The sequence below is a fragment of the Mesorhizobium sp. LjNodule214 genome (assembly GCF_964252735.1).
In the GTDB taxonomy this organism is placed as follows: Bacteria; Pseudomonadota; Alphaproteobacteria; order Rhizobiales; family Rhizobiaceae; genus Mesorhizobium.
Genome location: NZ_CAXUPE020000003.1, coordinates 833,622 through 856,694, shown reverse-complemented (window position 1 = coordinate 856,694; position 23,073 = coordinate 833,622). Strand labels below are relative to the sequence as shown.

23 protein-coding genes and 2 pseudogenes are annotated in these 23,073 nt (G+C 63.8%); 11 read left to right on the top strand and 14 right to left on the bottom strand.

From position 1 onward, the window contains the following. Positions 1 to 2: 2 nt before the first annotated feature. The 3 genes from ACSQ3Z_RS29515 to ACSQ3Z_RS29505 form a co-directional block, all read right to left on the bottom strand. Entirely contained in the window at positions 3 to 959 is a 957-nt protein-coding gene (locus ACSQ3Z_RS29515; RefSeq protein ID WP_436174764.1) for an alpha/beta fold hydrolase, read from the bottom strand. A 26-nt stretch (positions 960 to 985) separates the two neighbouring features. Next, positions 986 to 1,471: an SRPBCC family protein gene (locus ACSQ3Z_RS29510; RefSeq protein ID WP_436174763.1), complete on the bottom strand. Its 486-nt coding sequence runs from the start codon at positions 1,469 to 1,471 to the stop codon at positions 986 to 988. Between the two features lie 137 nt (positions 1,472 to 1,608). Then, complete coding sequence (locus tag ACSQ3Z_RS29505) at positions 1,609 to 1,857, bottom strand: ParB N-terminal domain-containing protein (RefSeq protein ID WP_006206067.1); 249 nt, start codon at positions 1,855 to 1,857, stop codon at positions 1,609 to 1,611. Positions 1,858 to 2,016: 159 nt separating this feature from the next. Between ACSQ3Z_RS29505 and ACSQ3Z_RS29500 the strand changes: the two genes are divergently transcribed. From ACSQ3Z_RS29500 to ACSQ3Z_RS29480, 5 genes and pseudogenes are all read left to right on the top strand, one after another. Then, positions 2,017 to 3,657, top strand: coding sequence for a N,N-dimethylformamidase beta subunit family domain-containing protein (locus tag ACSQ3Z_RS29500; protein WP_436175185.1), 1,641 nt, complete (start codon positions 2,017 to 2,019; stop codon positions 3,655 to 3,657). Between the two features lie 18 nt (positions 3,658 to 3,675). Further along, entirely contained in the window at positions 3,676 to 5,043 is a 1,368-nt protein-coding gene (locus ACSQ3Z_RS29495) for an aminotransferase family protein (protein ID WP_436174762.1), read from the top strand. A gap of 9 nt (positions 5,044 to 5,052) precedes the next feature. Then, positions 5,053 to 6,013, top strand: a pseudogene (locus ACSQ3Z_RS29490) (3-keto-5-aminohexanoate cleavage protein). Continuing rightward, entirely contained in the window at positions 6,013 to 6,513 is a 501-nt protein-coding gene (locus tag ACSQ3Z_RS29485; RefSeq protein WP_436174761.1) for an N-acetyltransferase family protein, read from the top strand. The pseudogene ACSQ3Z_RS29490 and the gene ACSQ3Z_RS29485 overlap by 1 nt, the downstream one beginning before the upstream one ends. Further along, positions 6,510 to 7,541 (top strand): histone deacetylase family protein, encoded by a 1,032-nt coding sequence (locus ACSQ3Z_RS29480; protein WP_436174760.1) that lies wholly within the window; start codon positions 6,510 to 6,512, stop codon positions 7,539 to 7,541. The genes ACSQ3Z_RS29485 and ACSQ3Z_RS29480 overlap by 4 nt, the downstream gene beginning before the upstream one ends. Before the next feature lie 114 nt (positions 7,542 to 7,655). Here the strand turns inward: ACSQ3Z_RS29480 and ACSQ3Z_RS29475 are convergent, their stop codons facing one another. The 3 genes from ACSQ3Z_RS29475 to ACSQ3Z_RS29465 form a co-directional block, all read right to left on the bottom strand. Next, the gene (locus ACSQ3Z_RS29475) at positions 7,656 to 8,921 is read right to left on the bottom strand and encodes a cysteine desulfurase-like protein (RefSeq protein ID WP_436174759.1); all 1,266 of its coding nucleotides are present in this window, start codon (positions 8,919 to 8,921) and stop codon (positions 7,656 to 7,658) included. 51 nt (positions 8,922 to 8,972) lie between these two features. Then, positions 8,973 to 10,040, bottom strand: a complete 1,068-nt coding sequence (locus tag ACSQ3Z_RS29470; protein ID WP_436174758.1) for an aldo/keto reductase — start codon at positions 10,038 to 10,040, stop codon at positions 8,973 to 8,975. Between the two features lie 132 nt (positions 10,041 to 10,172). Beyond that, entirely contained in the window at positions 10,173 to 10,640 is a 468-nt protein-coding gene (locus tag ACSQ3Z_RS29465) for a hypothetical protein (RefSeq protein ID WP_436174757.1), read from the bottom strand. A gap of 415 nt (positions 10,641 to 11,055) precedes the next feature. Between ACSQ3Z_RS29465 and ACSQ3Z_RS29460 the strand changes: the two genes are divergently transcribed. Beyond that, positions 11,056 to 11,220 (top strand): DUF1127 domain-containing protein, encoded by a 165-nt coding sequence (locus ACSQ3Z_RS29460; RefSeq protein ID WP_436174756.1) that lies wholly within the window; start codon positions 11,056 to 11,058, stop codon positions 11,218 to 11,220. A gap of 57 nt (positions 11,221 to 11,277) precedes the next feature. Here the strand turns inward: ACSQ3Z_RS29460 and ACSQ3Z_RS29455 are convergent, their stop codons facing one another. Next, a complete protein-coding gene (locus tag ACSQ3Z_RS29455) occupies positions 11,278 to 11,784 on the bottom strand; it encodes a DUF1993 domain-containing protein (RefSeq protein WP_436174755.1) in 507 nt (168 codons plus the stop codon). 125 nt (positions 11,785 to 11,909) lie between these two features. On the opposite strand from ACSQ3Z_RS29455, the gene ACSQ3Z_RS29450 reads away from it, so the two are divergent. Then, the gene (locus ACSQ3Z_RS29450) at positions 11,910 to 12,959 is read left to right on the top strand and encodes a DUF1176 domain-containing protein (protein WP_436174754.1); all 1,050 of its coding nucleotides are present in this window, start codon (positions 11,910 to 11,912) and stop codon (positions 12,957 to 12,959) included. A gap of 17 nt (positions 12,960 to 12,976) precedes the next feature. Here ACSQ3Z_RS29450 and ACSQ3Z_RS29445 read toward each other — a convergent pair whose 3' ends face one another. The 7 genes from ACSQ3Z_RS29445 to ACSQ3Z_RS29415 all read right to left on the bottom strand — a co-directional run bounded on the left by ACSQ3Z_RS29445 (position 12,977) and on the right by ACSQ3Z_RS29415 (position 19,348). Further along, positions 12,977 to 13,873 (bottom strand): alpha/beta hydrolase, encoded by an 897-nt coding sequence (locus ACSQ3Z_RS29445; protein WP_436174753.1) that lies wholly within the window; start codon positions 13,871 to 13,873, stop codon positions 12,977 to 12,979. Between the two features lie 32 nt (positions 13,874 to 13,905). Further along, positions 13,906 to 15,516 (bottom strand): NTP transferase domain-containing protein, encoded by a 1,611-nt coding sequence (locus tag ACSQ3Z_RS29440; protein WP_436174752.1) that lies wholly within the window; start codon positions 15,514 to 15,516, stop codon positions 13,906 to 13,908. Next, positions 15,513 to 16,217, bottom strand: coding sequence for an XdhC family protein (locus ACSQ3Z_RS29435; protein ID WP_436174751.1), 705 nt, complete (start codon positions 16,215 to 16,217; stop codon positions 15,513 to 15,515). The genes ACSQ3Z_RS29440 and ACSQ3Z_RS29435 overlap by 4 nt, the downstream gene beginning before the upstream one ends. A gap of 8 nt (positions 16,218 to 16,225) precedes the next feature. Further along, a complete protein-coding gene (locus ACSQ3Z_RS29430) occupies positions 16,226 to 16,564 on the bottom strand; it encodes an XdhC family protein (RefSeq protein WP_006206050.1) in 339 nt (112 codons plus the stop codon). Positions 16,565 to 16,636: 72 nt separating this feature from the next. After that, positions 16,637 to 17,887 (bottom strand): vWA domain-containing protein, encoded by a 1,251-nt coding sequence (locus ACSQ3Z_RS29425; protein WP_436174750.1) that lies wholly within the window; start codon positions 17,885 to 17,887, stop codon positions 16,637 to 16,639. 4 nt (positions 17,888 to 17,891) lie between these two features. After that, positions 17,892 to 18,821: an AAA family ATPase gene (locus ACSQ3Z_RS29420; protein ID WP_436174749.1), complete on the bottom strand. Its 930-nt coding sequence runs from the start codon at positions 18,819 to 18,821 to the stop codon at positions 17,892 to 17,894. 32 nt (positions 18,822 to 18,853) lie between these two features. Further along, a complete protein-coding gene (locus tag ACSQ3Z_RS29415) occupies positions 18,854 to 19,348 on the bottom strand; it encodes a flavin reductase (protein ID WP_436174748.1) in 495 nt (164 codons plus the stop codon). Positions 19,349 to 19,529: 181 nt separating this feature from the next. Between ACSQ3Z_RS29415 and ACSQ3Z_RS29410 the strand changes: the two genes are divergently transcribed. From ACSQ3Z_RS29410 to ACSQ3Z_RS29395, 4 genes and pseudogenes are all read left to right on the top strand, one after another. Beyond that, positions 19,530 to 20,600 carry an ABC transporter substrate-binding protein gene (locus tag ACSQ3Z_RS29410; RefSeq protein ID WP_436174747.1) on the top strand — a complete coding sequence of 357 codons (1,071 nt, stop codon included), beginning with the start codon at positions 19,530 to 19,532 and terminating at the stop codon, positions 20,598 to 20,600. Next, positions 20,600 to 21,634 (top strand): P1 family peptidase, encoded by a 1,035-nt coding sequence (locus tag ACSQ3Z_RS29405; RefSeq protein ID WP_436174746.1) that lies wholly within the window; start codon positions 20,600 to 20,602, stop codon positions 21,632 to 21,634. The genes ACSQ3Z_RS29410 and ACSQ3Z_RS29405 overlap by 1 nt, the downstream gene beginning before the upstream one ends. Before the next feature lie 184 nt (positions 21,635 to 21,818). Continuing rightward, positions 21,819 to 22,543, top strand: a pseudogene (locus ACSQ3Z_RS29400) (DUF2259 domain-containing protein). 20 nt (positions 22,544 to 22,563) lie between these two features. Further along, on the top strand, positions 22,564 to 23,064 hold the full coding sequence (locus ACSQ3Z_RS29395) for a hypothetical protein (protein WP_436174745.1): 501 nt from the start codon (positions 22,564 to 22,566) through the stop codon (positions 23,062 to 23,064). Positions 23,065 to 23,073 lie beyond the last annotated feature (9 nt).

Genomic DNA, 23,073 nt, shown 5'->3' with positions numbered 1-23,073 from the left:
AATTACTTCGTTTCGCTGACGACTTCGTCCCAGCTCTTCACCTTGGTCTCGCCATTGAGGAAGGGCAGCGCGGCGGCTGTCAGTTCCGGGGCGAAGAAGACGTCGTAGTGGGTGCGGTTGGGCAGGATGGCCAGACGGTTCTGCGACAGGTTCTCTCGCATCCAACCGGCATCCTTCAACCCGCCGCCGAGCATCTGGTAGAACTTGATCTCGTGCTCGGGCCGGTACATGTCGCTGTCGCCAAAGACCAGCATGACCGGCATCTTCAGCTTGGCCACATCGGCGGAATAGTCGTAGTCCTTGCGCATAAAGGTGCCGAGCGTGTCGAGCAGTTTTGGGAAATCCTGCGGACGCGGCGCCACCGCGACGTAGGATTTGTACATCGGCGTGTCCTTCATGAATTCGGCCGCCGCGGCACTGACCTGCGCCTGCTGGCCGCGCATCTCGGCATAGAAGCCATCGGCGGCATAGCCGGCCGAAACCAGGACGAGCCGGCGTACCGTTTCGGGGTGCTGGACGGCCATGCGGAAGGCGACGCCGCCGCCCAGCGAATAACCTAGGACATCGACCTTGTCATAACCGAGCGCCTTGACGATCGCCGCCATGTCGTCGCCCATCGCCTCCAGGCCAAAAGGCCGGTCGCCGAGCGCGGTGCGGCCATGACCCTGCAGGTCGACGGCGATGACGGTGCGGTTTTCGGCAAGCTTGGGCAGGATCGGTGCGAACATGTCGGTGGTGCCGAGGCCGCCGTGCAGCAGAAGCAGCGGCTCGCCCTTGCCATAGATGGCGTAATAATAGTTCAGGCCGTCGATCGGCAGCAGACTGGATTCTTCCGGCTTCGGCAGTGCTTTGGTCTCGGTGGTCATGGCGGGCTTGGTCTCCTCTGCGTTGGCTTGGCACGGAGCGGCGAACAGGGCCGCGACTGAGGCAAGAATGGCGAAAAATATCGATCTGGACATGCTGGTCTCCTCCGGTCTTGCCGCTGTCAAAGTGTCTTGGCGAGTTCTTCGAGCTGCTCGGTGCACTGGCCCCAGCCCTCATGAAAACCCATCTTCTCGTGCTGCTCGCGGTCGGCGACGCTCCAGTGCCTGACCCGCGCGATGTAGCGGGTCTTGCCGTTGCCTTCGTCCTCGAAGGTCAGCACGCCGGTCATGAACGGTTTTTCGGACGGCTCCCAAGCGCTGGTATAGGCGTCGGTGAAGACGATCTTCTCGCCCGGAACGACTTCGAGAAAGACACCGGGATTGGGAAATTCATTGCCGTCAGGGCCGGCCATGACGACCAGGCTGGAGCCGCCGGTGCGCACGTCCATCTCGGCGCGCGGCGTCGTCCACGGCTTTGGCGCGAACCACTGGGTGACCAGCCTGGTGTCGGTCCAACAGCGATAGACGGCCTCGCGCGGCGCATCGATGATGCGAGCGAGCACCAGTTCGCGGTCATTGGCGGGGGCGATGTCGAGCTTGGTGGTCATGGGGTCTCCTCGGTGTGTTTGAATTGCGGTTCCGCTTCAAAGACGGGTGAGCGCAGCGCGGGCCGACATGGTTCGCGAAAAAATTCACAGGAGGGTGACAGGAACGGCCGCCGTCGGCCGGCGGATCAAACGGGGAGCTAGTGGCGCTTGGCCTGGACCAGATAGGCGTCGATCTCGGTTTCGCCCAGCCATTTGGCCGCTTCCAGCCGGTGCAGGCCTTCAACGAGAATGTGGCGCTTGCCGTCGTGGCGCACCTGGATCGGCATCTTCATGCCGTTTTCCAGAATGTCTTCCGCCAGATGGCGGACGGTCTCGGGATGCAGCGTCTTCTTGCGCGCGGTCGGCACGTAGATGTCGTCGACCTTGACCTTCTGGACTCTCAGCATGCGCGCCTCCCCGGTGCGGAAAACACCGCCTTGTTTGAGATAGTCGGTTTGGCGAGAGCGGCCAAGGGTGGCCCTGGCGATTGCTGGCCCGATCGTTTCCATTTGACGCTTGGCCGGGAGATCGCCGAAATGGCGGCGTTCGAGCCCTTTGCGGTGTTCATGACCCATCTGCCGACCGAATTTCCCGATTTCGGACTGACGCCGGAGCAGCGCCGGCAGGCGGTGCGCACGCATTATTACGAACGTCCGGGGATGGACGGCGAGCGCCGCGAGATCTGGTGCTACAGCGACCGGTTTTCCTATCGCCCGGGCGAGACGGTGGCGCTGCATGTCAGCGCGACGGCCGCTACATTCGGCATCACGATCGTCCGCGACGGCGGCACCGAGACAAAGGTGTTCGGGAAAGCCGGCATCGCGGCGCGCTGGCAGGATACGCCGGACCAGTGCTCGGTCGAAGGCTGCGGCTGGGAGGTCTCGTTCGAATTCCGCATCGAGGACGACTGGCCGTCCGGCGCCTATCGCGTCACGCTTGAAGCGGACGGCCGCGATGGCAAGCCGATACGCTGCCATCATCTGTTCATCGTCGCCCCGAAGTTTGGCAAGAAACCCGGCCGCGTGCTGCAGGTGGCGGCGACAGGAACCTGGCTCGCCTACAACACCTGGGGCGGCTCCAATCACTATGAAGGCATCACCGGGGCGAACCGCGACCAGTATGCGCGCATGGTCTCGACGCAGCGGCCCTGGTGCCGCGGCTTCGTCGTGCTGCCGAAAGATGCGCCGCGCGTCCCGCTGAGAGTGGCGGTGCCGCCGAAGACCGTGCCGCGCTACCCGCACATGGAATGGGCTTTCGCCACGGGACATTCGAAGAAATACGCCTCTTCCGGCTGGGCGAGCTACGACAGCCATTTCTTCCGCTTTGCCGAGCGCGCCGGCTACACCGTCGATCTCGCCAGCCAGCACGATTTGCATTTCTCGCCCGAGATCCTCGACGGCTACGATTGCGTCGTCTTCGTTGGCCATGACGAATACTGGACCTGGGAAATGCGCGACGCGGTCGACGCCTATGTGACACGTGGCGGCCACGCGGCGCGCTTCGCCGGCAATTTCATGTGGCAGACAAGGCTGGAAGACGAGGGCCGCCGGCAGGTCTGCTACAAGTACAAGGCCCGAGCCGAAGATCCGGCCTATCGCGGCGCCGACGTCACGCGCGCCACCAATTCCTGGGAAGCGCCGGAGATCGGCCGGCCGGGTGCGGCGACCTTCGGCCTCAACGCGACCAGGGGCGTCTATGCGGGCTGGGGCGGCTGTGCGCCGCGCGGCGTGCGGGGTTTTCCGGTCTACCGTCCAGAACATTGGGCCTTCGCCGGCACCGGCATCTATTATGGCGATCTGCTTGGCGCTGACAGCCATGTCTATGGGTATGAGGTCGACGGGCTCGATTTCGAGATCCGCGGCGGCCTGCCCTACCCGACGGCCAGCAGCGGCGCGCCGGATGGCCTGCAGGTGCTGGCGGTCGGCATGGCAAGCCAGGTCGAGGAAAGCGCCGACATCCCGCTCAAGGACCAGTTCCTGGGCGACGAGGACGGCCGCTTCTCAGCCGAAACGCTGTTCGGCGAGGCAAGCGACGCCAATCTGGAAAAAGTCAAGCGCGGCAATGGCATGATCGTCAATTTCCCGCGTGGCAAGGGCGAGGTCTTCCATGCCGGAAGCTGCGAATGGGTCGCCGGCCTGCTAAGGCAGGACGCGATGGTCGAACGCGTGACCAGGAATGTCCTCGATCGTTATCTTAGCCGAGAATAAGAGAATAAGAGGCCTTGAATGACCCCTGCGCAGTCCGCTGAAGCCGACCGGCGACCGAATCTGTTCCACTTCACCCGGCTGTCACGACCAATGGTGGACCACGCAGATGGGATCTACCTGTGGGACAAGACCGGCCGCCGCTACATCGATGGATCGAGTGGTGCAGTCAACGTCAACGTAGGTCATGGCAACCGCAATGTCATCGACGCGATGAAGCGGCAATTGGACCGCGTCAGCTTCGCCTACATCTTTCAATTCGAGAACGAACAGGCCGTCGAGCTCGCGCGTGCGCTGTCCGAGCGGCTGCCGAATGCACTCGACCGCATCTATTTCGTGTCGGGCGGCTCAGAGGCGATCGAGGCCTGCCTCAAGCTCGCGCGGCAATGGGCGGTGGCGACAGGGCAGGACAAGCGCTGGAAAATCATCGGACGCATGCCCTCCTATCATGGCGTCACCATCGGCACGCTTGCGGTCACTGGCGATGACATCCTCACCAAGACTTTCGACGCGATCGGCCGCCCAATGCCATTGGTGCCGGCGCCGCTTGTCCACCGCGATCAAGACAATCTGTCGATCGAACAGCGGGGCATCCGCTATGCGGATATGCTGGAGGAAAAGATCCTGGAGGAAGGGCCGGAAAGCGTGCTCGCCTTCATCATGGAGCCGATCGGCGGCGCCGCCACCGCAGCGCTGGTCCCGCCCGACAGCTATTTTGGCCGCATCCGCGAAATCTGCGACAGACACGGCATCCTGCTCATCCACGACGAAGTGATGACCGGCATCGGCCGCACGGGAAAATTTCTCGGCGGCGACCATTGGTCCTGCCGGCCGGATATAGTCGCGCTGTCCAAGGGTCTCTCATCCGGCTATGCGCCGCTTGGCGCACTTGCCGCGACACAGAGGATTGTCGGACCGATTCTTGAGATGGGTGGCTTCCTGCATGGCCACACATATGGCGGCAACCCCGTCGCTTGTGCGGCGGGCGTCGCGGTGCTTGGCGAGGTCGACCGCCTTGGCCTGGTCGAGAATTCGGCCGCCATGGGCGAGTTGCTGAGGGGTGAACTCGAGACCCTGACTCGACGCTTTCCGTTCATTGCCGACGTGCGAGGCAAGGGGCTATTCATGGGAGCCGAAATGTACGCGGACCCGCTGACCAAGGAGCCGCTGCCGCAGGCTCTCAACGCCAATTTGCGGCTCATCGATCTGGCCTTCGAGCGCGGTTTGATCATCTATTCGCGGCGCGTGCGTGGCGGGCCAGTGAGCGACAATTTCATGGTCTGCCCGCCGCTGATTGTGACCAGCGATCAGATCAGCGAGATTATCGCTATCCTTGGCGATTCTCTGCAGGCGCTGGCCACCGAACTCGACCTGCCGGTCAAAGGCTGAGGAGAAAAAATGGCCCCGAGAAAGGTCATCATCACTTGCGCCGTCACCGGCTCGGTGCACACGCCGTCCATGTCGCCCTACCTGCCGGTGACGCCGGACCAGATCGCCCTACCTGCCGGTGACGCCGGACCAGATCGCGACGGACGCCATCGCCGCCGCCGAAGCCGGCGCCTCGATCCTGCATCTGCATGCCCGCGATCCCCGAGACGGGCGGCCGACCGCCGATCCGGATGTGTTCATGCAGTTCCTGCCGCGTATCAAGCAGGCAACCGATGCGGTGATCAACATCACCACCGGCGGTTCGTCGCTGATGACGCTCGACCAGCGGCTGGCAGCCCCGCTCAGGGCCGAGCCCGAAATGTGCTCGCTCAATATGGGCTCGATGAATTTCGCGCTGTTCCCGATGCTCGACAAGCCGAGGGAGTGGCAGCACGAGTGGGAGCCGAAGCTGTTGGAAGCGACCCGCGACACGATCTTCAAGAACACTTTCGCCGATATGGAGGGCGTGCTCGAAAAGCTCGGCAAGGGATGCGGCACGCGCTTCGAGTTCGAATGCTACGATGTCGGCCACCTCTATTCGCTGGCGCATTTTCGCGATCGCGGCCTGGTGTCGGGACCGCTGTTCATCCAGTTCGTGCTCGGCATATTGGGCGGCATCGGCGCCGATCCCGAAAATCTCGTGCATATGAAGCGCATCGCCGACAAACTGTTCGGCGACAGCTACCAGTTCTCGGTGCTCGCTGCTGGCCGCCACCAGATGCCGTTGATCTCGATCGCCGCGGCAATGGGGGGCAATGTCCGGGTCGGGCTGGAAGACAGCCTCTACGATGGGAGGCAACTGGCGAAGTCGAATGCCGACCAGGTGCGGCGGATTCGCTCGGTGCTCGATGGGCTGTCGCTGGAGGTCGCAACACCGGCGGAAGCGCGCGCGATGCTGGCGCTGAAGGGTGGGGACAGGGTGGCGTTTTGATGGCCGCAGATGTGCTCATCCGCCCCGGCACCATCGACGACGTCGACACTATCCTCGTCGCGCTTCTGCGCCTCGGCACCCATATCGGCGCGCATCAGGAGATCACCTCCACGCCTGACGACCTGCGCCGTTACGGCTTCGGCGAAAAACCCGCCTTCTCGACCCTGATCGCCGAAGTCGGTGGCGAATTCGCCGGCCTCTGCCTGCATTTCCCGATCTTCTCGACCTGGATGGGTCGTCCCGGCGTCTATGTGCAGGATCTTTATGTCGAGGACCGCTTTCGCGGGCGGCGCATCGGCGAGCGCCTTTTGCGCCGTGTCGCACGAGAATGTCGAAAGGACGGCGGCGTCTATCTCAGGCTGTCCGTCGACACCGACAACGAGACCGCCAAGGCCTTTTATGAAAGGTTAGGTATTGCCTGGTCGAGCTACGAACAGGTGCAGAAGATCGTCGGCGAGGCGTTCTTCGCCTTTGCCGATGCGCCGGAGGACGAACGATGAAGGCTTTTTACGCCGAGGAGCAAAAGCGCCACGACCCCAAGGCGTTCCTCTCCAGCGGTGCGCCGCTGCCCAATCCGGAAAAGCCGGAGCGCGTCGAGCGCTTGTTAGCCGGCGCAAAAGCTGCCGGCTTGACGATCGAGCGACCACGGAATCATGGACTTGGACCGATTGCCGCGGTGCATACGCCCGAATATCTCGACTTTCTTGAGCATATCTTCGCCCGCTGGCAGCGTATCGAGGGCGCCTCGGCGGAAGTGATCCCCAACATCCATCCGATCACACGGACCGGCTCTTATCCGGCCTCGGCGGTCGGCCAGGCCGGCTACCATATGGCAGATACCGCTTGCCCAATCTCCGGCGAAACCTGGAACAGCGCGCTGTGGAGCGCGTGGAGCGCTGTCGAGGCCGCCGAGGCAGTGATGACGGGCGCGCCGGTAGCCTATGCGCTTTGCCGCCCGCCCGGCCATCATGCCTTTGTCGATGTCGCCGGCGGCTTCTGCTTCATCAACAATTCGGCGGTTGCGGCTCAGGTTCTGCGTAAACAGGCTGCGCGGGTGGCGATCCTCGATGTCGACCTGCATCACGGCAACGGCACGCAAGGCATCTTCTATGCGCGGCCAGACGTGCTGACTGTGTCGTTGCACGCCGACCCGGTGCGCTTCTATCCGTTCTTCTGGGGCCATGCCGACGAACGCGGCGAAGGGCCTGGCCTCGGCTATAATCTGAACCTGCCTTTACCGCGCAAATCCGGCGACGCGCCATTCCTCGAAGCTTTAGCCACCGCCTTCCAGCGCATCCGCGCCTTTTCGCCCGACGCGCTGGTGGTGGCACTCGGGCTCGACGCCTTTGAAGGCGATCCTTTCGGCGGACTGTCGGTGACGACGCCTGGATTCTCGCTCGTCGGCGAGGCCATTGCCGGGCTAGGCCTGCCGACAGTCATCGTCCAGGAAGGCGGCTATCTCTGCGAGGAACTCGGCGACAATCTCACCGCGTTCCTGACCGGATTTGGCGGCGGCAAGAAGCGATAGAGCAATTCCAGGAAAAGTGCGTAGCGGCTTTCCGTTCGGAATTACGTAAAAACAAAGAGTTAGAGCGGATCTGCGATTCTATCAATCGCTGAACCGCGCTAGTCGGACGCCGGCTTACGACCACTCTTGTCTCAACATAGCGATGACCCGATGCACGCTCTCCAGTGTCTCGTCGATTTCGGCCGCCGTGTTGTAGTGGGCGATGCCGATGCGCACCACGCCCTCCTCCGCCGGAATGCCGAGTTGATGGACGATCTCCCAGGCATAGTTGTGCCCGGACCAGAGGAAGATGTTCTCGGCATTCATCTGCCGCACGATCGTCTCCGGCACCATGCCCGCGACCGTGAAGGAGACCGTCGGCACGCGTTCGCCAGCGCGCGCGGGATCGATGATGCCGTGGATGGTCAGGCCCTCGATATCCGACAGCCCGTCGATCAGCCTCTGCGCCAGAACGTTCTCATAGGCGATCGAGACTTCAAACGCCTTCGCAACCTTGGCGCGGCGTGAGCCGCTTCCCCCGGCCGCAGCGCCGAGATCGGCAAAATAGTCGACGGCGGCCGTGAGGCCGGCCATCAACTCGATCTGCGGCGAGCCGAGTTCGAAGCGCTCGGGCAGGCCGTTGGACGAGCAGCGGCATTTGTAGGGTTTCAGCGCATCGATGACGTCGCGCCGCCCCCAAAGTATGCCCATATGCGGGCCGAAGAATTTATAGGCCGAGCAGGCCAGGAAATCGCAGCCGAGATTTTGCACGTCGACAAGTCCGTGCGGCGCGAACTGCACGGCGTCGACATAGACCAGCGCACCGGCCTGCTTGGCGATCGCGGTCAGCGCCTTCACCCGGTTGATTGAACCGGTGAGGTTCGAGGCGTAGTTCAGCGCGACGAGCCGCGTCCTTTCCGAGAGCAGCGACTTGAGCGCCGCCTCCTCGACCTGCCAGCTTCGCTCATCGAAAGCCAGCCAGCGCACGACGAGGCCGAGATCCTCGGCCAGTTGCAGCCAGGGCGAGACGTTGCCCTCGTGATCCATGCGGGTGAGGATGATTTCGTCGCCCGGCTTCATCGCGCGGCCGAGCGTACGCGACATGTGGTAGGTCAGCGTCGTCATGTTGGCGCCGATGATGATTTCTTCCGCGCTTGCGGCACCCAGGAAATCGGCCATCGCCGCATGCGCATCGTCGACCACCTTTTGCGCCGCGACAGTCGTTTCGAAGAAGCCGCCGAGATTGGCATTAGTGGTCAAAAGGCAGCGCGACACTGCGTCGGCCACCGCCTGCGGCACCTGGGTGCCGGCCGGGTTGTCGAGATAGACGCGCCGGCGGCCTCCGTCGGTCAGGGACAGTGCTGGAAATCTTTTCCGCACGGCCTCGATCGGAAAATTCATCGCCGTCCCCTTCCCTTTGTTATTGTTTGATAATTCCTGAAAGCGCCCTGCCTACGGGCACGGGTTGCCGACGCGCTGGTGGATGGCGTCGACTGCCTTCTGCATCTCCCCGGTCCAGGTCACGTCGACCGAAGACAGCGCCATTTCCAGTTGCCAGATGGCGGTGGCGCCGATGATGTTGGAGGTGACGAAAGGCCGGCTCGAAACATAGGCATTGGCAAACAGCGCCGGCTCCAGACCGAACGAACGCGCCAGCTCGTTGTATTCGAGCTGAGCCTCCGCGGCATTCGGCGTCTCGTAGCGCTGACCACGATTGAAAAGCTGCGAGCGCGAGCCCTGAGGCCGCGCGCCGTGGTCGTATTTGCCGGTCAGATAGCCTTGCGCCAGTGGCGAGTACGGGAGCAGCGAAACCTGCTCGCGCTCGCAGACTTCGGCAAGGTTCACCTCGAAGGTGCGGTTGACGAGATTGTAGGCGTTCTGCACCGAGGCGACGCGCGGACCGATCCCCTTGTCGGCCTCGGCGATAAAGCGCATGACGCCCCAGGAGCTTTCGTTCGACAGGCCGAAATGGCGGATGCTGCCCGCCTTCACCAGTTCGTCGAAGACGGCGAGCGTCTCGGCGATCGGCGTCTCCCCTGTCGGGGCACCGAAAGAATCGGCACGCCGCGCCACCGCGCCAATGCGGTTCGGATTGGCGCCCCACGGCACATCGCGCTCCGGCCAGTGGATCTGGTAGAGATCGATATAGTCGGTGCCGAGCTTGGTCAGCGATTTTTCAACCGCGTCGAAAATATCGGCGCGCACCAGCTTCGACGGCCGGTCGCCGCGAAACCATGTGTTGGCGGTGCGGCCGACCACTTTTGAGGCAAGGATCACCTTGTCGCGATTGCCCTTGGCCTTCATCCAGCTGCCGATGATCTTCTCGGTACGGCCTTGCGTCTCCGCCTTGGGCGGGATCGGGTAGAGCTCGGCGGTGTCGATGAAATTCACGCCGCGCGAAAAGGCGAGGTCCATCTGGGCATGACCTTCCGCCTCCGTGTTCTGCTGACCCCAGGTCATCGACCCAAGGCAGATTTGCGACACAAGAAGATCGGTCCGACCGAGACGGCGTTTGTGCATGGAATGTTTTCTCCGACGGGAAGCTTTGCGCGCGGCGGCGCGGGGGAGACGCCCAGCATAGAGCAAAGGAGCGCCGTTCTCCAAGCTCTTGCGGTCAGGCGAGGCCGAACTCTTGCGTGAAACTGAAGCGTATCAGCGCCTTGCGCCGGCCAGGGCGCGCCGCTTGGCCTCGTCGATCAGCATGTTGGCCACCTGCATGCGGATCATCGCGCGCTGGCGCAGATGCGGCGCGACACGATCGGGATGGTTGGCGAAGGCAAAGCTGCGGCGCATGCGGCCGAAATCGGCACCCTTTGCGGGCTGATCGAGGCCAAGTTCGGCGGCAATCGCTTCAGGATCGATCGGCGACAGCTTTTCCTCAGGCCTCGCTGCCTCGCCGGCGAGCGCGAGCTTTGCCTGGTCGAGCAAGGCGGCGAATTCGGCGGCCAGGTCGGCACCTGCTTCGCGATACTCCGCGGCGAACGTGTCGCCGGAAACCTTGATGCGGCCGGAATGAAGCTCGTCCGCCACCGACAGGTAATCGAACGGGATGGACGGCCGTGCACCAGCCTCCTCGCCCGTTTCGTCCTTGTCCGAGGCGACGAAGAGGTCGTCGAGCAACGAAGCGAAATCCCGCTTGGCGCCGATGTCAGCCTCCCTCCGTGTTGAGCATGCGCATGCAATTGAGACAGTCGCACCTTAGAACCGGCTCGTTAAAAATGAATGCCTTCGATCTTAACGAGTTTAGGCGTTCGCCAGGCTGACCATGCGAACATGCTTCCAATTCAGACGGCCCGAAATGAAAAGCCGGACTGCATTTTCATGCAGTCCGGAAGTTCGCCAGGAGTGGCGAGGAAAAGCCGGCCATGTACCGGCGACGAAGCGTACGGTCGTAAAGACCGAGAAGTTTCACGAAAATATCGATTATCACGAAAAAGAATCGAAGCGACATGGCTGCCATGCAAATGCTGCACTGCACAATCTTCATAATTTCCCTATATTAGCGATTGTGGAGGATCAACAAGGGGCCTGATTCATGGGGTTCTTCACTGAAATGTTCGCCCGTCCGCGGCCGCAGGATCACCAGCGTTACCGCACGGCACTGGCGCTGCTGAATGCGATGAGCAATGCAGACCGCGCCGATATCGGCATCAAGCCGGCCGACTTCCCGCGCATCGCGCGCGAAATGTCCATGCGCTGAATACGTCCAAGCATGAGGTTTCCCGGTCGCTCCGGGAAACCTCAAAAGCCTGATCGCTCAACGATTTCCGAGGAACATCGCCTTGCCCAGCGGCACCCCATTGTGGCGCAGGATGTCGTAGGCGGTGGTCACGTGAAAATAGAAATTGGGCATGGCGGCGTGCAGAAGGTATTGCAGGCCGGGCATCGAGATCTCACGTCCCCCAAGCCTCAGTTCGACCACCCTCTCATCCGAACCCTCCAGATCGGCGGCCGAGAACGTCGCCAGATGGTCTGTTGTCTTGGCGATGCGCGCCTGAAGGTCGGCGAAGCTCGCCTCATTGTCCTCGTATTTCGGCACCTCGCGGCCGGCCAGTCGAGACGGCGCACCCTTGGCATGGTCGGTGGCGATCTGCACCTGTCTCGTCAGCGCGAACATGTCCGGCGCCAGCCTCGATGCCAAAAACACCTGTGGGTCGATCTTGCGATCAACTGCATTCTGCTCCGCCGTCGACAGCACATTGGACAGCGCCTTCAGCCGGGCCGAAAACACCGCCACGGACGCTTCGTACATCGATATTGTCACTTGAATTCTCCTATCCGGCATGAACACCGACGGCGGCACGTAGCGCCTTCGCGTATGACTTTTCAAGCGTCACCGCGTCGCCGCAATCGGCATGCTAGAATTTCCCCATCGACTGGAGATTCCCGATGAGAAGCGCCTTTTTTGCAGCGACCGCTTTCTTCTCCCTTGCCGCCATCAGCCAAACCGCATTCGCCGAAGACGCACCCTATGTCGACGACCGGTCGGACGCCGCTGCGGTCATCCGCTCGCTCTACAGCGCCATCAACCGGCATGAATTCGCCCGCGCCTGGGACTATTACGGTGATACAAAGCCGGCAAAGGATTTTGATACATTCGTCAAGGGTTATGACGGCACCGGCACGGTCGATGTCAAAACCGGCGCCGCCTCCAGTGACGGCGCTGCCGGCAGCATTTTCTACAATGTTCCGGTGGCCATCCAGGCCACGGACAAGAACGGCGAAGCAAAGGTCTTCGCCGGCTGCTACACGCTGCGCCAGGTCAACGCCCAGGCCCAGGAGCCGCCGTTCCGGCCGATCCTCATCGACAAGGGTGCGCTGAAGCCCTCCACGGCCAATTTCGAGGACGCCGTGCCGGCAAGCTGCGGCGACGGCCCGCCGCCGCCGAAGCAGGACACGGCGCTGGAACAGGCCAGGAAGGCCTTCGTCGCCACCTATGGCGACCAGTGCGACAAGCAGACCCCGGACGGCACGCTGACAACCGAGCCGGATGCATACAGCCTGCACTACAAGGATGCGAATGCCGGCGCCGACGAACCCGAGCGCGAGACGCGGCTGTTCCGCTTCTTCTGCTCGATGGCTGCCTACAATGAAAGCGCGGTCTATTATGTCGCCGATGACATCATGGGCGTCAGGCAGTTGCAGTTCGCCTCGCCGGAGCTCGACATCCGCTATGAAAACAACAACAGCGAAGGCAAGGTCGAGGCGATCCAAATCGTCGGCTTCCAGACCGACGACCAGCTGGTCAATTCCGATTATGACGACACGACGGGGACGATCACGTCGATGAACAAATGGCGCGGTGTCGGCGACGCCTCGTCGACCGGCACCTATCTGTTCCGCAACGGCAATTTCTCGCTGGTGCAATATGATGTCGACGCATCCTATGACGGCGAGAGCAACCCGCAGACCATTCTGGATTACAACACGGCGCCTTAGGGTCGTACCGACTTCGATCAAGGCGCCTTGGCGAGCATCCAGTTGAGCGTGCCGCGCCAGTCGGTCATGCGGATCGGCGTACCATGGGTGCCGGTCTCGAAGCGGACGAAGCGGGTCGGATAGGGATAGGCCTTTGATCTGGCGATGATGGAGCGGAAGAAGGCTTCCTGCTTCTCCACGGGAAATACCGGATCCTTGCTGCCCTGACCGAAGAAGACCGGCACATGGCGCCTGAAAGCGGGGCTCGACAAGAAGCTCTCGTCCCATAGCGAGCCGAGCAGCAGCAGCCCGTCGATGCGCCGGCCGGTGTCGTCACGGGCGGCAAGCTTCCAGCACAGCGAGCCGCCCATCGAGCCGCAGGCGACGAAGATTTTTGCTGCCGGCGAGGCTTCGGCATAGTGGTCGATGAGCGCCGCCACCTGGGCAGCACCCGTGTCGCCGAAATCGGAAAAATCCGGGCTGAGATAAAGGCCGCCATTGCCGGCCATCAGGTTCTTGAGGCGATTGAAATTGCCGCCGAAGGTGAAGTCGTCGACGCCCTGCTTGCGGCTGCCGCCCTGCCCGTGCAGGTAGAGCACGATGATGCCGGCGCCTTCGGTCTTGCCGACGGCGATATGCCTGACATCGCCGGCGTCGGTCTTCAGCATCAGGTCCCGCTGCACCTTGCGCACGCCGGTGTCGGTGTACTCGGCATGCACCCGCCGCTCCGGCACCTCGTCGCGAGCATTGATATCGCGCATTTCGCGGTAGTCGATGACGGTATAGGCGCCGTTCTCGGCGGACGACAGCGTCGTCGGATAGGCGAAGAGATCGTCCTTGAAGGGTTTTAGTTCGAGAGCGTCGGCGTAAGCGCCAGACGCGGCAAAAAACATCGCGGCCAGAAAGAGTCGGAGAAACTGCAAACGAATAGCCATACCTGAGCCATGCGTTTTTCGGCTTCGGTTTGTCAATCCTGCAGCACGCCGCCGGCGCCTTCCAGCGCCTCGCGGGTGTCGACATCGACCGCAGCCCCTTCGCCGATCTCGACATCGACGACATCGAGCCCCTCGGCCTCGACCAGATGTCGGGCGCCGGTGTCGCCTTCGAGATGCGCGATGGCCGGAAACAGTGAACGCGGCAGCAGCACGGGATTGCCGCGCCTGCCATCATGTGCGGCGCGCACCACCGAGCGGCCGCCGGATTTGCGGAAGGCATCGATCAGCCTGTCGAGGTCGGCCGACGAGACGCCGGGCATGTCGCCGAGAACGATCATGGCGCCGGCGGCATCGGCCGCAACCCGCGCGATACCGGCCTTCAACGAAGAAGACAGGCCATCGGCGAAATCCGGATTGTCGGCCAGCGTGACATCGAGGCCGGACAAGGTCGCGCGCACCCGCTCATGCTGGTGGCCGGTGACGACGATTGTGTTCGCGGCCCTCGAGCCCAGCGCACGCTCAGCGGCGCGGCGCACCAGCGGCTTGCCGTCGAACAGCGCCAGGAGCTTGTTGGGTCCACCCATACGGCTGGAGCGGCCGGCGGCCAGAAGCACGATATCGACCTTCAACTCGGATCTTGCCGGCAGCGGCTCGCGCGGCTGCGGCCTGGTCGGGATTTCCATCAGCAGCCCGCCGACTCCCATGCCGGCGATGTCGCCGGCCGTCACGTCGAGCCCGGCGATCAGCCGGTCGAGAACCCAGTCGAAGCCGTTTTCCTTGGGGCTGCGGGCACAGCCGGGCGCGCCAATGACGCGCTTGCCATCAAGCGTGCCGAGCACCAGCAGATTGCCGGGATCGACCGGCATGCCCGCGCGGATGACGGCCCCCCCTGCGCGTTCGATCGCCGCCGGAACCACATCGGCGAAATCGCTCATCGCCGAAGCACCGAAGATCACCACGATATCGTTGTCGCGCGCCAGCGAGGCCGCGGCCTCCGCCACCGGCGCAATCTCATGCGGCGTGCGGCGTTCCGCCGTCAGACGACCGCCGGAGCGCGCCAGCCGCGCCTCGGTGACGCGGAGCGTCTTGTCCAGCACGCTCGGCTTGACGCCGGGCAGCACCGTCTGGATGACGCCGACGCGCACCGGCTGGTAGGCGTTGACGGCGAAGATCTCGCCGCCGGCACAGATTTTTGCCACCCTATCGACAAGGGCGGCGGCAACGGCGAAGGGAATGATCTTCACCGTCGCCACCATCTGGTCCTTCTCGACCGGCGCGTGCTGCGCCAGCGTGGCGATGGTGATGGTCGGGTCGACTGCGTTGATGGCATTGATCATCGCGGCATCGACCGTGAAGACACCGGCCGTCTCGGCGTGGAGGTTGACCCGGCCGGTCGCGGCGGGCTTCGCTTCGATGTTGCGATGGCTCATGCTGGCGGCGATCTTCTCGGCCGCCGCATCTTCGCCGAGATCATCGGCGGCCAGTACGGCCGCAACGACCTCGTTTATCCCGGCGGCCTTGAGCGCTGACACATCGTCGGCGCTCAGCCGGTGCGCCTTGCGAAAACGCCGCTCGCCGGCCGTGGTGGCGTGCGCCAGCACCGCACCTTCGGCCTGATCGATCGGAACCGGACCAAATTTCACGCCACCGCGCCTTTGCTTTCGAGGCCGCGCGAGCGAAAGGCGTGGATCGCTTGCGCCAGCACGGCGACGGCGATCTCGGCCGGGCTCGCAGCCCCGATGTCGAGACCGATCGGCGCGTGGATGCGGGCGATCTGGTCGGCACTCGCACCCAGTGCCAGCAAGCGCTCGACGCGCTTGGCGTGCGTCTTGCGGCTACCAAGCGCTCCGACATAGAAGCAATTGGCGTCAAGTGCTGCCTTTAGCGCGAAATCGTCGATCTTGGGATCATGGGTGACGGCGGCGAGCGCCGTGTAGCTGTCGAGCGGCTGGCGCGTCAGCACATCCTCAGGCCACTCGGCGTAGAGCGCGACGTCGGGAAAGCGGTCCGGCGTGGCAAAGGCCGTGCGCGGATCGACGATCTCGACCGGATAGCCGGCGATCTTCGCCATCGGCGCCAGGGCCTGGCTGATATGTACGGCGCCGATCACCACCAGGCGCGGACGCGGCAGATGCGCATTGAGAAAGAAGGTCCGCCCTTCCGCCTCGACCGAGCCGGAATTGCCGGTGCGAAACGCCCTGGCGATCGCCGCTCCCAGGTCACCTGCGACTTGGTCGCCTTCGCGCACGATGCGATCGCGGCCGTCACCAAGGTCGGTGACCAGGATTGCCGCGCGTCGGGCGCGGCGTTCAGCGTTGAGCGTCTTGAGCGCGTACGGATCCATTGTGTGTCCTAGCCAAGCCGCTCGACATAGACCTTGATGCGGCCGCCACAGGACAGGCCAACCTGCCAGGCGGTTTCGTCGGCGACGCCGAACTCGAGCATCTTGGCCTTGCCAGAGCCGATGACGTCGATCGCCTCGGTCACCACCGCGCCCTCCACACAGCCGCCCGAGACCGAGCCATGGAAATTGCCATCCGCGTCGATGACCAGATGGCTGCCCACCGGGCGCGGCGCCGAACCCCAGGTCTCGACCACGGTAGCAATGGCAACATCCTTGCCGTCCTTCATCCAGCCTTCCGCGATGATCAGCGGGTCGCGGGCCTCATCGAGATAGATGCTGTTTTCCATGATCGCTTCTCTTGAAATCTGTTTTTCTCTGGGAGTCTGTTTTTCCGGGAGTCTGTTTTCACAAACATATGGTCATGCGGCTCGCCGCGCGCCATCGACGATCCAGCGGCGCGGATCGACCGAGCCGGCCGACTTCTTGTCCAGCGAGGCGCAGAGATCGGCCAGCGCGTCGAGATTGTGCACCGAACGGAACTCGTCGACATGCGGCAACATCGCCTTGACGCCGCGGGCCCGCGCCTCGAAGCCGTCGAAGCGCAGCAGCGGGTTCAGCCAGATCAGCCGCCGGCAGGATTTGTGTAGGCGCTCCATCTCCTCCGACAGGCCGGCGACATCGTCCCGTTCCAGCCCGTCGGTGATCAAAAGCACCACCGCGCCCTGCCCCAGCACGCGGCGTGACCACAGACGGTTGAACTCGGCCAGCGTGTCGCCGATGCGAGTGCCGCCCGACCAGTCCTTCACCGCCGCCGAACAGTCGGCCAGGGCGGCATCCGGATCGCGATGGCGCATCTGCCGCGTCAGGTTGGTCAGCCTGGTGCCGAACACGAAGGCATGCACGCGCCGGCGCTTTTCCGTCAGCGCATGCAGGAAGTGCAGGAAGATGCGCGTGTATTGGCTCATCGAGCCGGAAATATCGGCCAGAACCACCAGCGGCGGATGGACCTCGCGGGCGGAGCGGAATTTCGGCAGGATCAGTTCGCCGCCGGTGCGCGCGGCCGAACGCATCATGGCGCGCGGATCGACACGGCGGCCATGCGCATCGGCCTTGAAGCGCCGTGTCCTGACCATGTCGAAGGGCAACCGCAACTGAGCGATCGCCTTCTTGGCGTCGGCCATCTCGGCGGCATCCATCTGGGCGAAGTCCTTGCCGCGCAGCACCTCGTTGCCGGAGAAGGTGAAACGGGCGTCGACCTCGACCTCCGGTATTTCCTGCACGGGCTGGTTCTTCTGATGGCCCTCGAACATCGCCTGGCTGACGCGGTTTTCCGCCGCGCGGGGCTTTTGCTTCTCTTTGTTGTCGGGCGCTACGGGCGAAAACATCGCCAGCATCTTTTCGATCAGGTCGCGCGATTTCCAGAACAGCCGGAAGGCTTCATCGAAGGTCGGATGATCCTCGTGCCTGGAGACCAGAACGGCATGCAGCGTCCAGTAGAAATCGTCGCGCGACCCGATGCCGGCGGCGAGCACCGCCTCGATCGCATCCTTGACCGAGGCCGGTCCGACCCGCATGCCGGCCTTGCGCAAGGTGCGGGCGAAATAGACGATGTTGTCGGCGATGCGCCCGTCCACCTCTGCCTCTCCGGGGTCGGGACGCGGCGCCTTCATTGCCTTACTCCGCCGCCGCGAGCTCGGCCCTGACCTCGTCGAGGATGCGCCGGCCCTCGCCCGCGCCGATGCGGGCAATGTCGTCCTGGTATTTCAACAGCACGCCGATCGTGTCGGACACGGTTTCAGGATCAAGCGCCACCTTGTCGAGCTCGGTCAGCGCGCCGGCCCAGTCGATGGTCTCGGCAACGCCCGGCGCCTTGAACAGCTCGACCTGGCGCAGCTTCTGGATGAAGGACACCACCTCGGCCGAGAGCCGGCTGTTGGCCTGCGGCACCTTCCTGTGCACGATCTCGAGCTCGCGCTCGGCGTTGGGGTAGTCGACCCAGTGGTAGAGGCAGCGCCGCTTCAGCGCGTCGTGGATTTCGCGGGTGCGGTTGGTGGTGATGATGACGATCGGCGGCTCTTCCGCCTTGATCGTGCCGAGTTCGGGCACCGTCACCTGGAAATCGGAGAGGATCTCGAGCAGGAACGCCTCGAAGGCCTCGTCGGTGCGGTCGAGTTCGTCGATCAGGAATACAGGGGCCGCACCCGCCTTGCCGGTCAGCGCGTCGAGCACCGGGCGGCGGATCAGGTATTTTTCGGAGAATACATTGCGCTCCATGTCGGAGCGCACGACCTTGCCGGCCGCCTCCTCCATGCGGATCTCGATCATCTGAGCGGCATAGTTCCACTCGTAGACGGCGGAGGAGACATCGAGCCCTTCATAGCATTGCAGGCGGATCAGCCGGCGGCCGAGCGCCTGCGCCAGCACCTTGGCGATTTCGGTCTTGCCGACACCGGCCTCGCCTTCGAGGAACAGCGGCCGCTTCATGCGCAGCGATAAAAACAGCACCGTCGCCAGCGAGCGATCCGCGACATAGTCCGCACCGGTCAGGAGATCGAGCGTCTCGTCGATCGTCCGCGGCGCCGGGCGCGGTTTCAGCTCGGTCATCCTGTCTCCGTGGGTGCGGCCATCCAGAGCCCCTAGAGCGCGTGGTAGCCGCGGTCGTGATAGATCAGCGGCCGCAAATTATCGCCGATGCGCAGGCCTGTCACCTTGCCAAAAAGCACACGGTGGGTGGCCAGATCCTTGGTGTCGAACAGCTCGCAGTCGAACACGGCGAGCGCACCCTTCAAGGTCGGCGCGCCGGTCGAGATGACATCCCACTCGCCGAGCGCGAACCGCTCCTCGACCGGCAGGCCGGTGATGCCCGAGAAACCGATCGACAGCGGCTCCTGGTGCGAAGCCAGCGTGTTCAGGGCGAATTTGCCGTTGATCACGAATGGCTCATTCTTGGGATTTTCGCTGTTGAGGCACACCAGGACCGTTGGCGGCGTGTCCGACACCGAACAGGCCGCGATGACCGTCGCGCCGCGCCTGCCAGCAGGGCCGTCGGTGGTCACCACATGGACGTGGCCGGCAAAATGGGCCATCGCGTCGCGATAGGCCTGCGGCCCGATGTCGTTCTTCTTCAGCACTGATGATTTTCCACAAGTCGAAACCCGATCGTTATATATGGCGGCATACGGCATGCCACAAGCGAAGTGCTTGACCCACATCCTGAAATTCGCGTGTTGCACCCGGGACGAGCAGCCTTTAGGTCTTGGCGGGAAGAGGCGCCGGGAGCATGCATCCGGCACGGAGGAATTCTTCGTCAGAATGCGACCCCGGACAGCGACAATAGCGGCACTGCTCTGGCTGCTCCCTGCAGGCGTCAGCGCCCAGACACTGCTAGTCGGCATTGCTGCGCCGCTGTCCGGGCCGTCGGCGATCCTCGGCAAGCAGATCGAGGCCGGAGCCAGCCTGGCGGCCGAGGCAAACGGCGTCGAAGTCAAGACGGTCGACGAAGCTTGCACGGCCGATGGCGGCGCTGCCGCCGCACGCGACTTCGCCGCCGCGAAAGTCAGCGTGGTCGTCGGTTTTCTCTGCACCGAAGCGATCGAGGCGGCGCTGCCGATCCTGAAGGACGCCGGCATACCAGTCATCACCGTCGGCGTGCGCACCGAAAGCCTGACCGATCGGCGCGTCAAGACCGGCTGGCCGGTCTATCGGCTCGGGCCGCGCGGCGACGACGAGCGCAATGCCGTCGCCACGATCCTCACCCGTCTGTGGCAGAAAGAGCTTTTCGCCATCGTCGACGACGGGACCATCTACGGCCGCGAGATCGCCGAGACGCTAAGGGCAGCAGCCGAGCAGGCGAGGCTGAAACCGGTGTTCGTCGACACCTTCCGGCCGCAGCTCGACAACCAGATCGGGCTGATCGGCCGGCTGAAGAAATCCGGCGCGACGCATGTCTTCGCCGGCGGCGACGGCGACGACATCGCCATCATGGGCCGCGATGCCGGCCAGCTCGATGCCGGCATGACCTTTGCTGGGGGCGAGAATATGCGCACGCCGCCGGGCGACGTGCCCTATACAGCGGGTACGCTGATGATCGCACCGCCCGAATGGGCCGATGTCGCCGACCCCAAGGTGCTCGCGGCATTTGCCGCCAAGAGCATCATTCCGGAGGGCTACACGCTGCCCGCCTATGCGGCGGTCGAGATCGCCAGGGCGGCCGCGGCGGCGGCCGAGACCTCCGGCAAGCCGTTGCCGGATCTGCTCACCGCGCATGACTTCACCACTGCGATCGGGCCGGTCCGTTTCGACGAAAAGGGCGACCTCAGCCAGAACCCCTACCGCGCCTTCCGTTTCGACGGAACGCGTTTCGTGCCTTTCGAGACGCAGTGATGTTTCGCACCGGACCGCGCAATCTGATCACCGATGTCGCCGGCCTCAGCGTCGGCAACGCCGCCGACGCCAGGCTGAAGTCGGGCGTGACGGCGATCCTCTGCGACGAACCGGCGGTGGCCGGCGTGCAGGTGCTGGGCGGCGCACCCGGCACGCGCGAGACCGACTTGCTCGAGCCGCAGAACTCCATCGAGGCGATCCATGCCGTCGTGCTCTCGGGCGGTTCGGCCTTCGGCCTCGATGCCGCCTCAGGCGTACAGGCGGTCTTGCGAGAAAGGAACATCGGCGTCGAGGTCGGCGGCTTTCGCGTGCCGATCGTGCCGGCGGCGATCCTGTTCGACCTGCGCAATGGCGGCGACAAGGACTGGGGCCGCTATCCGCCCTATCGCGACCTTGGCTACGAAGCCGCCCAGGCCGCTGCGGCCGACTTTGCCCTCGGCACTGCGGGCGCCGGCACCGGCGCGCTGACGTCGGGCCTCAAGGGCGGACTCGGTTCGGCTTCACTGGTGCTGGAAAGCGGCGTCACCATCGGCGCGCTTGCCGCCGTCAACCCGACCGGCTCGGTGACGGTCGGGCAAAGCCGCCACTTCTGGGCCGCACCTTTCGAGATCGGCGACGAGTTCGGCGGGCTTGGCTATCCCTCGCCGATGCCGGAGGACGCAAGAAAGATCCTGCTGAAGTTCCGCGACCGGAAGTTCACCGGCAAGGGTACGGACACGCAAGAGGACATCGGCGGCAACACCACCATCGCAGTGATCGCCACCGACGCCGTCCTCACAAAGGCCGCCGCCAAGCGTCTGGCGATATCGGCGCATGACGGGTTCGTCCGCGCCATCTGGCCGACGCACACCCCGGCCGATGGCGATCTGGTGTTCGCGCTGGCGACTGGCAGGAGCGGCATAACCCTTTCAGCCAACGACGCCATCGACCTCTACGCGGCGGCCGGCGCCGCCATGGCGCGCGCCATCAGCCGCGGTGTGCATGCAGCGACGCCGGCCGAGGGCGATCTGTTTCCGGTCTGGTCGTCGCGTTAGAGTGCCTCAACCTTTGGTAGAAACGCCGCGAATTTTGCTGGCGTCGGTCATGATGGTTCTCCCTTGAAACTGCCGACAACGACAATCGACGTCGAGATTGGATGCATGGCCTTCAGGTAGCACGACGTTTTGATTGTCTCGTGATAGGGAAGAAAACGTGCCCGGCTGTGCGAATGGAGAGCCAATGCGAGCCCTTGTCCTGTTTGCCGTTTGCCTGCTGGCCCAGCTTGCGACCCTGGTCGCCGTGCAGGCAGGTGACGTCGCCGAGCTTGAAATCCTCGGCTTCACCAAGGATGGCGACGTCTTCGCCTTCGAGGAATATGGCGTCCAGGACGGATCGGGTTTCCCCTATGCCAATCGCTACTACATCGACATCAATGACGACACTTTCCTGAAGGGCACGCCGATCAAGGTTCGGCTCGACGACGAGAACGCCACGCTCGAGGCGGCGCGCCTGCAGGCCCGCCAGAAAAGCGAAGCGATCGTCAGCCAAGCGGAGCTCACCGCCAATCGCGGCATCACCGCCGGCTTCAACCCGGTGACCGAACTCTCGGCCGATCCGTTCCGCATGGTGGTCAATCCACGGCCGATCTTTTCGCCGGTCGACCTGCGCTCGAATTCCGGCTCGACGAGATCGGCATGAACGACACCGAGCGCTGCCAGAGCCTGGGCGAGATCAACGGCTTTCGCCTGCTGCGCATCGAGGCGAAAGATGGTGGCCAGACACATCTGTTGCATGAGGACAAATCGATTCCCCAAAGCCGCGGCTGCCCGAACGGCTACCAGATCGGTGCGGTACAGACATTCTCGCTCGACAGTATCAGCGCCTATGCCGTGCTGATCGCCGTGCGGCAATACGGCTTCGAAGGGCCGGACTTCCGCTGGATCGCGGTAACCGGCCGCCTGTGACACCGCTTCCTCAACCCGCCATGCGCACTCGCACACCGGGCCGTCTGCGAAGCGCCTTGCCATCGGCGCGCGCCGCCGTTTTCGGCGCCTTATTGTGGGGCGCGACGATGGGCGCCAGCGCATTGATCAATCTCCTCATGGACGATTGGGAGACGCCTGAGAAGATCCGTTTCGTGTCACTGCTTTACGCCGCCGGCGGTGCGCTGGCGTTTCCCGTTGGCCTGTTCCTGGCGCGGCTCGTCTCACGCGGCCGGCACTGGGAGGTCGCCTTTGCCGCTGCCTTCGTTTGCCTGCTCGCCGCGACGATCGCTTTCACCGGTGGGCTGTTTGCCCTGCAGTACCGTTCCTACTATGCCGAATGGCATGCGCCGGCCTTCACCATCACCTGGGCATTCGAGCTCGTGTTCACGGGGTTGACCGCGCTTTACCAGTTCGTTGTCCTTGGCATCCGGCTCTATTTTCCGCTCGGTTTCGCGGCACTCGCCGTCGCCAGCGTCTGGTTTGCGCGCCAGCGGCGTTGAGCATTTGGC

Excerpts from the sequence above, each read along its gene's own strand:
- ACSQ3Z_RS29515 (WP_436174764.1), bottom strand. The coding sequence starts at position 959 with ATGTCCAGATCGATATTTTTCGCCATTCTTGCCTCAGTCGCGGCCCTG.
- ACSQ3Z_RS29510 (WP_436174763.1), bottom strand. The coding sequence starts at position 1,471 with ATGACCACCAAGCTCGACATCGCCCCCGCCAATGACCGCGAACTGGTG.
- ACSQ3Z_RS29505 (WP_006206067.1), bottom strand. The coding sequence starts at position 1,857 with ATGCTGAGAGTCCAGAAGGTCAAGGTCGACGACATCTACGTGCCGACC.
- ACSQ3Z_RS29500 (WP_436175185.1), top strand. The coding sequence starts at position 2,017 with ATGACCCATCTGCCGACCGAATTTCCCGATTTCGGACTGACGCCGGAG.
- ACSQ3Z_RS29495 (WP_436174762.1), top strand. The coding sequence starts at position 3,676 with ATGACCCCTGCGCAGTCCGCTGAAGCCGACCGGCGACCGAATCTGTTC.
- ACSQ3Z_RS29485 (WP_436174761.1), top strand. The coding sequence starts at position 6,013 with ATGGCCGCAGATGTGCTCATCCGCCCCGGCACCATCGACGACGTCGAC.
- ACSQ3Z_RS29480 (WP_436174760.1), top strand. The coding sequence starts at position 6,510 with ATGAAGGCTTTTTACGCCGAGGAGCAAAAGCGCCACGACCCCAAGGCG.
- ACSQ3Z_RS29475 (WP_436174759.1), bottom strand. The coding sequence starts at position 8,921 with ATGAATTTTCCGATCGAGGCCGTGCGGAAAAGATTTCCAGCACTGTCC.
- ACSQ3Z_RS29470 (WP_436174758.1), bottom strand. The coding sequence starts at position 10,040 with ATGCACAAACGCCGTCTCGGTCGGACCGATCTTCTTGTGTCGCAAATC.
- ACSQ3Z_RS29460 (WP_436174756.1), top strand. The coding sequence starts at position 11,056 with ATGGGGTTCTTCACTGAAATGTTCGCCCGTCCGCGGCCGCAGGATCAC.
- ACSQ3Z_RS29450 (WP_436174754.1), top strand. The coding sequence starts at position 11,910 with ATGAGAAGCGCCTTTTTTGCAGCGACCGCTTTCTTCTCCCTTGCCGCC.
- ACSQ3Z_RS29445 (WP_436174753.1), bottom strand. The coding sequence starts at position 13,873 with ATGGCTATTCGTTTGCAGTTTCTCCGACTCTTTCTGGCCGCGATGTTT.
- ACSQ3Z_RS29435 (WP_436174751.1), bottom strand. The coding sequence starts at position 16,217 with ATGGATCCGTACGCGCTCAAGACGCTCAACGCTGAACGCCGCGCCCGA.
- ACSQ3Z_RS29430 (WP_006206050.1), bottom strand. The coding sequence starts at position 16,564 with ATGGAAAACAGCATCTATCTCGATGAGGCCCGCGACCCGCTGATCATC.
- ACSQ3Z_RS29425 (WP_436174750.1), bottom strand. The coding sequence starts at position 17,887 with ATGAAGGCGCCGCGTCCCGACCCCGGAGAGGCAGAGGTGGACGGGCGC.
- ACSQ3Z_RS29420 (WP_436174749.1), bottom strand. The coding sequence starts at position 18,821 with ATGACCGAGCTGAAACCGCGCCCGGCGCCGCGGACGATCGACGAGACG.
- ACSQ3Z_RS29410 (WP_436174747.1), top strand. The coding sequence starts at position 19,530 with ATGCGACCCCGGACAGCGACAATAGCGGCACTGCTCTGGCTGCTCCCT.
- ACSQ3Z_RS29405 (WP_436174746.1), top strand. The coding sequence starts at position 20,600 with ATGTTTCGCACCGGACCGCGCAATCTGATCACCGATGTCGCCGGCCTC.
- ACSQ3Z_RS29395 (WP_436174745.1), top strand. The coding sequence starts at position 22,564 with ATGCGCACTCGCACACCGGGCCGTCTGCGAAGCGCCTTGCCATCGGCG.